The 10664-nt window shown below is 61.1% G+C and carries 15 protein-coding genes, 2 pseudogenes and 1 riboswitch; of the genes and pseudogenes, 2 read left to right on the top strand and 15 right to left on the bottom strand.

Annotation, left to right across the window (positions count from 1 at the left end):
- The coding region (locus ACMX3H_RS14060; protein ID WP_415209556.1) for a transposase domain-containing protein at positions 1-110 on the top strand (110 nt) is incomplete at its 5' end.
- Positions 111-160: 50 nt separating this feature from the next.
- Here the strand turns inward: ACMX3H_RS14060 and btuD are convergent.
- The 15 genes and pseudogenes from btuD to ACMX3H_RS13985 all read right to left on the bottom strand — a co-directional run bounded on the left by btuD (position 161) and on the right by ACMX3H_RS13985 (position 9453).
- Positions 161-958 (bottom strand): vitamin B12 ABC transporter ATP-binding protein BtuD, encoded by a 798-nt coding sequence (btuD, locus tag ACMX3H_RS14055; protein ID WP_415211284.1) that lies wholly within the window; start codon positions 956-958, stop codon positions 161-163.
- 3 nt (positions 959-961) lie between these two features.
- A pseudogene (locus ACMX3H_RS14050) lies at positions 962-1514 on the bottom strand (glutathione peroxidase).
- A 44-nt stretch (positions 1515-1558) separates the two neighbouring features.
- Positions 1559-2555 (bottom strand): annotated as a pseudogene (gene btuC, locus ACMX3H_RS14045) (vitamin B12 ABC transporter permease BtuC).
- Between the two features lie 264 nt (positions 2556-2819).
- Positions 2820-3275 (bottom strand): DUF2502 domain-containing protein, encoded by a 456-nt coding sequence (locus ACMX3H_RS14040; protein ID WP_415211283.1) that lies wholly within the window; start codon positions 3273-3275, stop codon positions 2820-2822.
- A gap of 248 nt (positions 3276-3523) precedes the next feature.
- On the bottom strand, positions 3524-4063 hold the full coding sequence (locus ACMX3H_RS14035; RefSeq protein ID WP_415211282.1) for an IclR family transcriptional regulator: 540 nt from the start codon (positions 4061-4063) through the stop codon (positions 3524-3526).
- The gene (locus tag ACMX3H_RS14030; RefSeq protein ID WP_415211281.1) at positions 4021-4212 is read right to left on the bottom strand and encodes a helix-turn-helix domain-containing protein; all 192 of its coding nucleotides are present in this window, start codon (positions 4210-4212) and stop codon (positions 4021-4023) included. Before ACMX3H_RS14030 ends, ACMX3H_RS14035 begins: the two co-directional genes overlap by 43 nt.
- On the bottom strand, positions 4164-4997 hold the full coding sequence (locus ACMX3H_RS14025; RefSeq protein WP_415211280.1) for an MATE family efflux transporter: 834 nt from the start codon (positions 4995-4997) through the stop codon (positions 4164-4166). Before ACMX3H_RS14025 ends, ACMX3H_RS14030 begins: the two co-directional genes overlap by 49 nt.
- Positions 4998-5003: 6 nt before the next feature.
- Complete coding sequence (locus ACMX3H_RS14020; protein ID WP_415211279.1) at positions 5004-5522, bottom strand: cysteine hydrolase family protein; 519 nt, start codon at positions 5520-5522, stop codon at positions 5004-5006.
- A gap of 208 nt (positions 5523-5730) precedes the next feature.
- Positions 5731-6273 carry an ABC transporter permease gene (locus tag ACMX3H_RS14015; protein ID WP_415211278.1) on the bottom strand — a complete coding sequence of 181 codons (543 nt, stop codon included), beginning with the start codon at positions 6271-6273 and terminating at the stop codon, positions 5731-5733.
- Positions 6264-6404, bottom strand: a complete 141-nt coding sequence (locus tag ACMX3H_RS14010) for a hypothetical protein (RefSeq protein WP_415211277.1) — start codon at positions 6402-6404, stop codon at positions 6264-6266. The genes ACMX3H_RS14015 and ACMX3H_RS14010 overlap by 10 nt, the downstream gene beginning before the upstream one ends.
- Positions 6401-7267: an ABC transporter permease gene (locus ACMX3H_RS14005; RefSeq protein WP_415211276.1), complete on the bottom strand. Its 867-nt coding sequence runs from the start codon at positions 7265-7267 to the stop codon at positions 6401-6403. Before ACMX3H_RS14005 ends, ACMX3H_RS14010 begins: the two co-directional genes overlap by 4 nt.
- Positions 7239-7736 carry a TOBE domain-containing protein gene (locus ACMX3H_RS14000; protein WP_415211275.1) on the bottom strand — a complete coding sequence of 166 codons (498 nt, stop codon included), beginning with the start codon at positions 7734-7736 and terminating at the stop codon, positions 7239-7241. The genes ACMX3H_RS14005 and ACMX3H_RS14000 overlap by 29 nt, the downstream gene beginning before the upstream one ends.
- A 9-nt stretch (positions 7737-7745) precedes the next feature.
- Positions 7746-8330 carry an ABC transporter ATP-binding protein gene (locus ACMX3H_RS13995; protein ID WP_415211274.1) on the bottom strand — a complete coding sequence of 195 codons (585 nt, stop codon included), beginning with the start codon at positions 8328-8330 and terminating at the stop codon, positions 7746-7748.
- A gap of 8 nt (positions 8331-8338) precedes the next feature.
- Positions 8339-8845, bottom strand: coding sequence for an extracellular solute-binding protein (locus tag ACMX3H_RS13990; protein ID WP_415211273.1), 507 nt, complete (start codon positions 8843-8845; stop codon positions 8339-8341).
- Entirely contained in the window at positions 8791-9453 is a 663-nt protein-coding gene (locus ACMX3H_RS13985; RefSeq protein WP_415211272.1) for a hypothetical protein, read from the bottom strand. The genes ACMX3H_RS13990 and ACMX3H_RS13985 overlap by 55 nt, the downstream gene beginning before the upstream one ends.
- A 424-nt stretch (positions 9454-9877) precedes the next feature.
- Positions 9878-9994, top strand: a riboswitch (guanidine-I (ykkC/yxkD leader).
- 377 nt (positions 9995-10371) lie between these two features.
- Between ACMX3H_RS13985 and ACMX3H_RS13980 the strand changes: the two genes are divergently transcribed.
- Complete coding sequence (locus tag ACMX3H_RS13980) at positions 10372-10560, top strand: hypothetical protein (protein WP_415211271.1); 189 nt, start codon at positions 10372-10374, stop codon at positions 10558-10560.
- The last annotated feature ends 104 nt before the right edge of the window (positions 10561-10664 follow it).

Genomic DNA, 10664 nt, shown 5'->3' with positions numbered 1-10664 from the left:
GCGTGGAGCCGGAAGCGTATCTGCGCCATGTGCTGGCGATTATCGCGGATCATCCCATCAATAAAATCAAAGAGCTCCTGCCGTGGAACCTCACCATCCCTGCTGAATAACTGTCAATACGGCGCTGGGCGTACGCTTACCAGTAAGACAGGCGTCCTTTTCAGTATCCCTTCACTCCCCCACAAGGCACTAGCCAGCGACGGCCGCCGGCCGATACCTGGCTGAACGAGACGGTGAACTCTTTCGCCAACAGTTCAGGGGTCATCACGTCGGCGGCGGTGCCTGCCGCCACCAGCTCGCCTTGCGCCATCAGCCAAACCTCATCGGCGTGAATTAAGGTATAATTAATATCATGCGCGCACATCAGCACGCTTAAGCCCGCGGCGGTTAACAGGGCAATCAGTTGGTCGAGCGCCACCTGCTGGGCGATATCCAAACTGGCGACGGGTTCATCCAGCAACAGCAGGCGGGCGTCGGTGTTGAGCGTCGGCCAGACTTGCAGCATGACCGCCGCCAGCCGCGCCCGCTGCCATTCTCCGCCGGAAAGCGCATCGAGCGGCCGCGCCAGCATCGGTGTCAGCGCCAGTCGCCCGGCGATCGTCGCCACCGCCCGCACCGCGGCCCCCTCGTAGGCCGCCGCAGGTTGGTGCAGGCACAAATAGTGGAACACCGGCTGTGACCCGCCGCTGCGCGTCAACTGCGGCAGATAACCGCGCCGCCGGGCAAGTTCACCGGGCGTCCAGGCGGCGAGCGGTTTGCCCAGCACCTGCAAATCGCCGCGAAAGGGCTGCAAACCGGCCAGGCACCCCTGAAGCGTGCTTTTGCCGGCGCCATTGGGGCCGATGATGTGAATACGCCTGCCGGCGGCGACGGCGCGCGACAGCGGCCGCAAACGGGCCGGCACCTGGATGTCATGGGCGCGCAGCAGCCAGGATGGCGAGGGAGCCGTTAATGCCATCGTTTATTGCGCCAGCGCCCGTTGTAGCGCATCCAGGATAAGCGCGTCCTCCGGCGTCATGTCCGGCGCGAAACGCGCCAGCACGTAGCCGTCGCGGGCGACGAGAAACTTCTCGAAGTTCCACAGAATATCCTCTTTATGCGCCGGGGTTAGCCCTTTAGCGGCCAATCGCGCAGACAACGTTCCCTGGGGCGCCGGGGTAGCCTCGGGGCAGGCCGCGATAAGCTCGCGGTACAACGGGTGGCGATGCTCGCCGTTCACTTTGATTTTACTGAACATGGGAAACTGCACGCCAAATGTCCCGCGGCAAAACGCCAGGATTTCCTCATCGCTGCCCGGCTCCCTGGCCTGCAAATTCGTTGGAGGGAAAACCCAGCACTTCAAATCCCTGGCGCCGCCAGGTTTGATAAAGACGCTCCAGCCCCTCGTACTGGTCGGTAAGGCCGCATTTGGAGGCGACATTGACGACCAGCAACACCGAACCGCGGTAGGGTTCGAGGGTGGTGATGTCGCCTTGCAGAGACTTCAGCGGCAACGTGTAAAGTGTTTCATGCATCCTACCCTCCTTGCTGTCGCGCCGCGACCTTATGCCGAGCCAGGCTAGCCGCGCACGCGGATTAAAAGCCAGATAAACACCGGCGCGCCGAGCGTTGCGGTAACGACGCCCACCGGAATTTCCGCGGCCCGGAGACTTACGCGCGCCACGACATCCGCCAGCAGCAAAATTCCGCCGCCGGCCAGCGCGCAACCGGGTAACAGCGCGCGGTGATCGTTTAGCCCCCATAACCTGAGTATAGAGGCACCACCAAACCGATAAAGCTGATGGCGCCGGCCAGCGCGACGCTGATACCCACCATCCAGCCGAACGCCAGTACGAAGTTGGTGCGCCAGAAATAGACCGGCAATCCCAACTGCTGCGCGGACGCTTCGCCCAGCGCCAGCAAATTAAGTACCCGACCGCAGCTGTATAGCCAGACCAGAAAAGGCAACAGCGACAGCATCAGTCATTTATCGCGCCAGTCCACCCCGCTGAACCCGCCATCAGCCAATAGAGCAATTGGCGCAGATCCAGGCTGGTGCTGAAATAGATGAGCCAGGTCATCACGACGCCGCACAAGATCCCCAGCGCCACGCCGGTCAAAAGCAGACGCGCGTTAGACGCCTGCCGACGCGCGAATGTCAGCAGGGTCAGCGTCAGCAGCGCGCCGGCCACTGCGCTCAGCACCAATACCCACACCGGCAGCCGGCCGCCGCCCAACAGTACCGCCAAGGTCAACGTCATGCCGGCACCGTTGGCAACGCCGAGCAGGCCCGGCTCCGCCAGCGGATTGTCGAAGATGCCCTGCATGACCGCCCCCGCCATACCCAGCGACGCGCCCACCAACACCACCGCCAGCGTGCATGGCAAGCGCAACTGCCAGATAAACAGCCGCGCATCATCGCTCAGCCAGCGTGTCGGCCACAGCCAGATTTCGCCGGCGCTGAGGCTGAAAACCAGCGCCGCCAGCAACAGTAACCCAAGCAGGACCAGCCGTCGCCGGTTGGACCGCTGTTGCCTTTTCAGCAAACGGGCGTAGGGATCGCCCGAGGCGGTCATTTTGCCATCACTCCCTGCCTTCCCGCTCACGCCGGCGCGCTACGCCGCCGGCCCATAATGCCTCTATCCTAACGTTATCCTATTGAAAGTGATAGCGCCGTAAGCGCGCTGGCGGGCCGCGACGATGCCTGACGCACAGATGGCGAAAAAAATCGGGCAATGCGGCGCATCCGTGACGACTAAAGCCCTGCGGACGGTAGAAAAAAGCCCGGGCGACGCTGCCCGGGCCTAAATGATATTGGCGGAAATAACGCTAACGCGTGTTTAAGGCGCTCGCGGTTTGCGGTAGCGATCGTCACCGCTGTGGTCGTGGTGGGCGGGTTTGACGTGATGCCCCTGGCCGTGCGGTCCGCCGTGATGGGGCGCGCCCGCCGGCGGCCGAGGCGGATGCGCAGGCATACGGGGATGATGAACGGGCGGCGGACGGTAAAAGCGCGGCGGCGGTGGCGGGTGATGGCGCCGCGGCGGTAATGTCGTTACCCAGCGCCAACCATTCCAGTAGTAGCCATGCCGATTGCGCTCACCCCAATAGCGGCCGCGATGATCGTGCCACCAGTGGGGCGGACGCCAGTCATACCCGTCCCAATAATAGCCGCGGCGATCCCGATCACCGATGTGCAACACCACCCCAGGGGTGACGATGTCCACGGCAACCCCCGCCAGCGCGCTACCCACCGGCAACAACAACGCCACCGACAATACCCATGCTTTTCCATTCATAAGAGGACCTTATCACGGACGACATAAGCGGTGTTTATAGCAATGGCGCCCAGCGGCCACTATCAGACAGCGTCTGATTTACACAGCGCTTACCGTTTCTTTACCCGATCCTGACAATGATTGCCGCGCGCCGGCGACCGGGCGTCTGGCCATCTCATGTGCAACAGCGCCAGTCGAATGGCTGCCGCCGCGCACAAACCCCTTGGGCGCGCGGGTACTTCATGGGCAACGGTGTCAGGCGCGTGGCGCTAGCCTCCGGCGGCGGATGCGGGGCAATGCAGCAGCGTGGAGAACGTCGACGCGCTGCGCCGCACCGCTTGCAACAGGTGTTCACTCTGCGCGGGGTCAATAAATGAGGAGGGTATGATCGTGCTAATAACGGCGACAATATCGCGCGTGTGGTCCCGCACCGGCGCCGCAATGCTGGAGTAGCCGCTTTCAAAATAGCTTTCCCCGACCACAGACTCCGCCAGCCGATCCCGCTGCAGCAATGCATACAAACTCTCGACGTCGTGGGGCGTTTCCGGTGAAAAACGCTCCAGCGCCGGCTCCGGATACAGCGCTCGCAGCGCTTCCAGGCTCAGCTCGGACAGCAAAATCCGTCCCACCACCGTCCCATGGGCGGGGAGACACGATCCGACATTCATTGCGCCTATCAGCGTATTCGGCGCCGGGGCGCGGGCAATATACACCACCGCGCGCTCATCGCGGATCGCCAGATTACAGCGATAATTAATGGCGTTGGCTAACTGCGCCAATACCGGCTGGCACAGGTCGACCAATTCCATCGACGCCAGATACTCGAACCCCAGCCGCAGTACCGCCCTCTCCAGGCGATATTCGTGGCCGTTCTCACTGGGGTAATAAACCCCAGCGCCTCCAGCGTCATCAGCAGGCGAAACACCGTAGAGCGCGGTACAGCCAGGCGCCGTGCCATCTCCGGCGCCGAAAGCGTCGGCAATGGTGCGGCTGTAGCCGCCCGGTAAAATAGGCCACCCGCACCGTCGCCGCCTGCCCCAGCGACAGCGGCACCATAAAGATGATGTTGGCCACATTCATACAGATCATATGGGTGCTGAGCGACACCGCGCCAAACTGCCCCGCCAGCAGCGAGGAAAGCGAAATCAACCCCATTTCCGCGGCGTACAGCCCGCCGATGGCCGTTCGCAGCTCACGGGCACGCAGCCCCAGTAATCCCGGCGGCAGCCGCCGCTGGCGCGCGCTGTATAGCGCGAGGCCGATGAACATCAGCCACCAGCACAGACTCAGCGCGTAGCCGGCGCCGGCGATGCCCTCGCCCACGCTCCCCGCGCCCAGCACCCACAGCCAGCTCAGCGGAAAATGCACCCCCGCCACGATAAATGCCACCCACATGACAATCCGGGTCCGCTCCAGCGACGCCAGATAGTAACGCCGCGGCGCGCTGCACAACATGGCGGGTATGCCCCAGGCATACGCGCGGTAAAACTGCCCGGCATAGACGGCCACGTCCGCCGTGACGCCAAACAAGCGCAGCAGCGGCGAGATATGGGTCAAAAGCAAAATCAGCGGCAGCGATACCAGCAAAGACAACAGCCACGCTCCCGCCAGCGTACGCGCCTGTACCGCCGACGAATCGCCCCCCCTCGCCGTGCGCCGGCGCGGCGATCGCCAGCAACAGGCGGGTTTCGCCGGCGGGAACCGCGCGCCACAGCACGCGTCGCCAGATTGCCCCCTGGCCACCTTGTCTCACGAACGTTTTCCGGCCCGATTGGCCAACGTGTTAATGATCTCAGTGCTGCTGCGCAGGGCGCCGTGCTGCAAATACTCCATCGCGCGCAGGGAGGCTTCGTGGGCGGCCGGGCTGGAGCCGGCGACACAATCGTCCACCACCCGGCAGTGATAGTCATGCTGATGACCATCGGCAAAGGTGCAATGCACGCAAACATCGGTAAAGCCGCCGACCATAATCACCGTTTCGGCTTTGAACGCTTTTAACATGATCTCCAGTCCCGTACCGAAAAATGCCGAATAACGCTGTTTTTGAATGAAAAAATCCGTCTCGCGCATGCCCATTTCCTCCCAGGCCAGCGGCGTGCCCGGTTCGCCATCAAGGCAATGTATATTCTCATCGCCATCCAGCTCCCGACCATAATCCGCTTTACTGCGATGGTGGATTTCCTGAATAAACACAATGGGCACATCCGCATCGCGAGCGGCGTCGACCACCACCGTTCGCGCGCGTAGCGTTCTGGTGGCATCCGGCATAAATGGCATGGTCTAGGTGGGTTTATAGGGCAAAAAACAGCCCTTTTGAATATCAATCACCAGCAGCACCGGCTGCCCCACCAAAACAGGATTCGGTTTTTTTTTCACGGCACTTGTACTCACGTTGTTACGCTCCATTTTATGACATGCTCCCCATCAACCGCGCCCGCCCATCAATCTGTGCAAGTTGCCTATCCGGGCAATTAAACTAAACGCCAGGATATCCACCAGCAGGAACAGCACCGCGCTGACACACATCGTAGGCTGGAACCCCATCCGCAGGCTGTTGAATACCTTGATGGGTAATGTCTCCACCTGAAATCCCGCCACTAAATATATATTCATTCAGGCTGGAGACGAAGACAAAGACAAATCCCGAACAGACATAAGGCATCACTATCGGCAAGACCACGGTGCGCAGCACATCACTGCCGGTCGCGCCCAAGGTGGTGGCCGCCTCGACCAGTTGCCGGTCAACGCTGCGAAAACCCAGCGAAATAAACGCCAGCGGTATGGCGGCAAACACCACGGCGTGACTGATGACCGTACTGGCAACATGGCCCGCCAACCCGAGTTTGCTCCAAAACACCATAAACACCAGCGCTAACACCACCTGCGGCAGCATAATGGGCAACGACCCGCAGGCCTGCAGCAACCGGGTGAGCCAGGATGGACGCCGCCAGCCGGCCCAGGCGACGGGAAACGCCACCGCGGCCGCAACGGCGATGCCCAGGGAGGTGGTCAGCGCCATGAACCAACTGACGTCGGTATCATCTGCTTACCGTTGAAGCTTACCCCGGTCACCAGCACCAATGGCAGCGCCAGAAACACGGCGAGAAGCGCTAAAAATAGCCCGCGGCCAGCGCGGGTTAGCGTATTCATCCTACGCGCCTCCCGCGTCGGGCAATTAGCACCAGGGTTAACGCCAGCAGCAGCGTTAGCGCCCTCGCCGCCGACAGCGGCATATTCTGCGCCGACAGAGCGACCTTACCGATGATAACCGAAAGCGGCCAATTTTCTGGCCTCCCCAGCACCAGCGGCCCGGTATAGGCGCCCAGGGTGGTGATGGACGACCGCGCGAAGGCCATCATTATCGGCATTCTGGCCAAGGGGATCACCAGCGTGAAAAAACTGCGCACGGGGGTGGCGCCCAGGGGGCGCGCCGCCTCCAGATAACTCCGGTCCAGGCGCGATAACGCGGGATACAGCAGCAGCACGGTAAACGGCAGCGAGATATACAGCAGGCAGTACAGCACCGCGCCGGTACCCGGCACCAGCGACTTGCTGCGGCCCAGCAGCCCGGTCGCCAGCAGCCATTGCGCGATCCACTGGCGCCGGGCCAGCATCACCTGCCAGGAAAAGGCGATCAGTACATCGGACAGCGCCAGAGTGCTTAATAAAAAGATCAGCCCGCCGATTTGCCCGCGCCGGGTCATGCCGGTGATAAACCAGGTAAGCGGGAAGGCGAGGCAAAGCGCCAGCGCCGCTATCGCCAGCGCATAAACGAGCGAATAGCCTATGGCGCTCATTACCCCGTACTGTTGCATGGCGCCGAAAGCCGCCAGCGTGACCCCCTGCCCCCACAACTGTTCCACGTCGGCGGGCGCCAGACTCACCCGGATAAGCAGCATAAACGGCACCAGCATGAAGATGCCCAACATCAGACAGGGCCAGCCGAGTATTACCGTCAGGCCTACACGGCCGCCGCGGGCGGGATCAGACGGCGGTCGGCGCTGGCGCATCATCGTGCTCCCCCTCGTGGGAAATAACCCCTGCCGTCGCGGCAAAGGTCAATGGGATAGCCTCGCCGACGCGCAGATGCCGCCAGGGCGCCGCCGCAACGGTGGCAATGACCGGCATGCCGGCGCAGTTCAGGCGCAGCTCCAGCGAACCGCCCATGTCACGGATGAACTCAATGTCCGCCGTAAGCGCCGGCTCGCCCGCCTCGGCCCCGCGCGGCAGCAGCTCTTCCGGGCGCAGCGACAGCGTAAACGCCGCGCCTATCGGCAGCGTCACCGGCAGATCCTGACGGGTCATGGTCTGTCCGAACAGGGTCAATTGCCGCTCGCCGGTGCGCCGGGCGGGCAACAAATTACTTTGTCCGATAAAGGTGGCGACAAAAAGATTGGCCGGGTAGCGATACACATCCTGCGGCGAACCGATTTGCTGAATGACGCCTTTGCCTATTACCACGATAATGCCGGCGAGGCTCATCGCCTCGCGCTAGTCGTGGGTGACCAGTATGGTGGTGATCTTTAACTGCTGCTGTAGCTGGCGCAGCTCCACCTGCATATGATCGCGCAGTTGGGCGTCAAGGGCCGACAGCGGCTTGTCCATCAAGAACAGCACCGGCTCCTGTGCCAGCGCCCGGGCGATGGCCACCCGCTGGCGCTGCCCGCCGGACAGTTGCTCCACGCTGCGCTCGCCGATGCCCGGCAGACGGATAAGCGCCAGCAGCTCCGCTACTTTCTGCCGCCGCTCGGCCGGCGCGATACCGCGTAATTTAAGGCTGTAGGCGATATTTTCCGCAATCGTCAGATGCGGAAACAGCGCCAACGCCTGAAACACCATGGCGAAATTACGCTGGTGTGCCGGGACACCGGTTATCTCCCGATCGTTAAACCACAGGCTGCCCGCCGAACTGGACTCAAGCCCGGCGATAATCCGCAGCAGCGTGGTTTTGCCACAGCCCGCCGGCCCGAGGAAGCAGACAAATTTACCATGCGGCACCGACAGCGACACATTGTTCACCACCGTCGTGCCGCCGAAGGATTTACTGATATTGCGCAGTTCCAATCCATAAAACATCGACGCGGTTATCCTCTTAGCATGCGGGTGAATTGCTGTTCCATGCAGTCAGCGAACCGCATGCGCGCTTCGGTAGCAATCAAGAAAGGTTTGCGTTCCGATGACACCAGGGCGAACTCCGCGTCGCTGAGGTTCAATTTGCTGCGGGGCAGCACAGGCGCCGACATCAGCTTACGGGTGATAATTTGCTGCGCCTCCGGGCTGCAGCTCCATTCCAAAAATACCGCCGCCTCCGCGGCACGTTTGGAGCTCGAGGGCTGGAACCAGTAATTAATGCCCTGCAGGCCCCCTTCGCGCTGAAATATCGAACGCACCGCTGTGCCGTTATGCTGCAGGTAGACCGTGGTATCGTGGATGAACGTCCCGCCGACCACCTCTTCATTTTGCAGTGCGGTCTGCATCGTGCCTTCATCCTGCCACCACAGTTTCACGTTCGGTTTGATTTCGGCGATTTTGGCGATCACCTGGTCGATGCCCTGTTCGCTATTAAGGATGTCGTTACCGCCAAAATACACATGGCGACTATTTCCAACATCGGCGACTGGCCGCCGCTTTGTACGCCAAAATAGTCAGGATGATTTTCCCACAGTACCTGCCAACTGTCCGGGACGCTGTCGACCATCGGCGGGTTAATGGCCAGGGTGATAAAATAGGCCATTGCGCCGACGCCATCCACGCCCGCCTCTTCGCCGCGGCGATAGTGCGCCTCCAGCCCCGCCACCGCCGGCATTTGGGCGGCATCGAAACTGCGCCACAGTTTGCGCGCCCGCCCGCGCAGTACCTGCGCATCCACCATCATGCATAGATTCATCGGTACATTGCCGCCGGCGTTGGCCTGGGCCAGTTGCAGCAGGAATTGGCTACCCGCAGCCTGCTCCACGCGCCGCACGGGAATGCCGGTGGCGCGGGTAAACGCCGGGAAAAAATGTTCGGCGAACCCCTGGCCAAACGCGCCGTCGAAGGTGGAAATTTTTAACGGCTCCGCCGCCCAGGCTTTACGTAGGAAGGGCACCGGCACCAGTAACGTCACCGCCGCGGCCGCACCGGCCGTTTTCAGGAATTGTCGTTTACTCTTACCGTGAGCGCTCAGCGCCTTAAGGGGGGAACTCGGTTTATCAGCCATGACTTGTCTCATATATAAAACAGCGTTTATTTTATGATACAATCCTTAAGCATTTCTCGTGCCAGAAGCGGAGAATATGGGAGGAGTGGAGGTGCATTAGCTCAGAAAATGATGATTTTTCATAGCGTTAAATTTTATCTAGCGATGATGCGCCCGCCGGCCTTACCAGCCGACGCCGCTGCTTCACCGCGGTGCATTTCACCGTTGTGGTGCGCTTGCAGCCCTGGAAACTGCCCTGCGCATCGATGCAGTTCGCCGCGGACAGCGACGTAATCCCTCATGCCGAAATGTCGCTAACACCCTGATTAAGCAATAACTTATTTTTTTATTGGCGGCCCTTTTCGCGGGCGGTATCAAACTGGCAATGTTTTTGCTTGGCTAAAAAAGCAGGGGCGGTAGCGGGTAACCGGTATCGCCACGCAACACAACGGGTTACTAGGGTTCCGGTTCGCCTAGACGAACGGCTGGACCGAGAGTCACCGACCACCATGACGGTTAACGCCCTCAGGCGGTTACACGGCGGGATAAAAGCCCGGGAGACCAACACGAGGATCCATCCTCGCGGCTGCTTTCCTGTTGGCTTTTCGCCAGGTTAACCCCAGAGGTGTTGTTCATGACGCAATACGCATCACGCAAGCCGCCCCGACCCGAAACGTGCCGTTATCCGGCAGGCCAGCGCCGTACGGCGGCGGCAACGTTCTTTATGCCCCACCCGGCATGGGCGCGCCACGGCAGCCCTTTAACGCCGCAGCCGTTCGCCACCCTCCGCCGGCGTCGATTATCGCTAACGGCAATCTGTCTCTTTACCATCCGGTGCCTCCCCGTCGTCCCAATGTCTCCGCGCGCCGCTCCGCTACTGCGCACACACGCTCCTTTTGCCCGCATGCCGCGGGTCAACCTAAGCACTAAGGAAACACTATGTCTACAACCCAAGATACGTTTTATCAGACCATACTGCCCGCCGGGCAGCATTGGTCTTTTCGCCTGCGGCGCGGCCGCGCGCTGCGGCTGACCGATAGCCTAGTGCAGATTCCGACGTATCCGATCATCTGTTCCGGCGACATCCGATCTGTTATTCCGATATTTTCCGATCACCCATTCCAGTGATATTCGATCACGTGTTCGCTCATCTTCTGACTCAGTTTTAGTCTATTTTTCCTGTGCTGGCTACTCCTTGCTCTTTGCGTAGTGATTCGCCTTTAAGTTCCAGT

The sequence above is a fragment of the Sodalis sp. (in: enterobacteria) genome, assembly GCF_047607725.1.
Lineage (GTDB): Bacteria > Pseudomonadota > Gammaproteobacteria > Enterobacterales > Enterobacteriaceae > JBLKSS01.
This window is presented reverse-complemented; position numbering and strand designations above follow the sequence as displayed.

Excerpts from the sequence above, each read along its gene's own strand:
- ACMX3H_RS14015 (WP_415211278.1), bottom strand. The coding sequence starts at position 6,273 with ATGGCGCTGACCACCTCCCTGGGCATCGCCGTTGCGGCCGCGGTGGCG.
- ACMX3H_RS13995 (WP_415211274.1), bottom strand. The coding sequence starts at position 8,330 with ATGTTTTATGGATTGGAACTGCGCAATATCAGTAAATCCTTCGGCGGC.
- ACMX3H_RS14040 (WP_415211283.1), bottom strand. The coding sequence starts at position 3,275 with ATGAATGGAAAAGCATGGGTATTGTCGGTGGCGTTGTTGTTGCCGGTG.
- ACMX3H_RS14010 (WP_415211277.1), bottom strand. The coding sequence starts at position 6,404 with ATGAATACGCTAACCCGCGCTGGCCGCGGGCTATTTTTAGCGCTTCTC.
- ACMX3H_RS14030 (WP_415211281.1), bottom strand. The coding sequence starts at position 4,212 with ATGGCACGGCGCCTGGCTGTACCGCGCTCTACGGTGTTTCGCCTGCTG.
- ACMX3H_RS13985 (WP_415211272.1), bottom strand. The coding sequence starts at position 9,453 with ATGGCTGATAAACCGAGTTCCCCCCTTAAGGCGCTGAGCGCTCACGGT.
- btuD (WP_415211284.1), bottom strand. The coding sequence starts at position 958 with ATGGCATTAACGGCTCCCTCGCCATCCTGGCTGCTGCGCGCCCATGAC.
- ACMX3H_RS14005 (WP_415211276.1), bottom strand. The coding sequence starts at position 7,267 with ATGATGCGCCAGCGCCGACCGCCGTCTGATCCCGCCCGCGGCGGCCGT.
- ACMX3H_RS14035 (WP_415211282.1), bottom strand. The coding sequence starts at position 4,063 with ATGGAATTGGTCGACCTGTGCCAGCCGGTATTGGCGCAGTTAGCCAAC.
- ACMX3H_RS14000 (WP_415211275.1), bottom strand. The coding sequence starts at position 7,736 with ATGAGCCTCGCCGGCATTATCGTGGTAATAGGCAAAGGCGTCATTCAG.
- ACMX3H_RS13980 (WP_415211271.1), top strand. The coding sequence starts at position 10,372 with ATGTCTACAACCCAAGATACGTTTTATCAGACCATACTGCCCGCCGGG.
- ACMX3H_RS14020 (WP_415211279.1), bottom strand. The coding sequence starts at position 5,522 with ATGCCGGATGCCACCAGAACGCTACGCGCGCGAACGGTGGTGGTCGAC.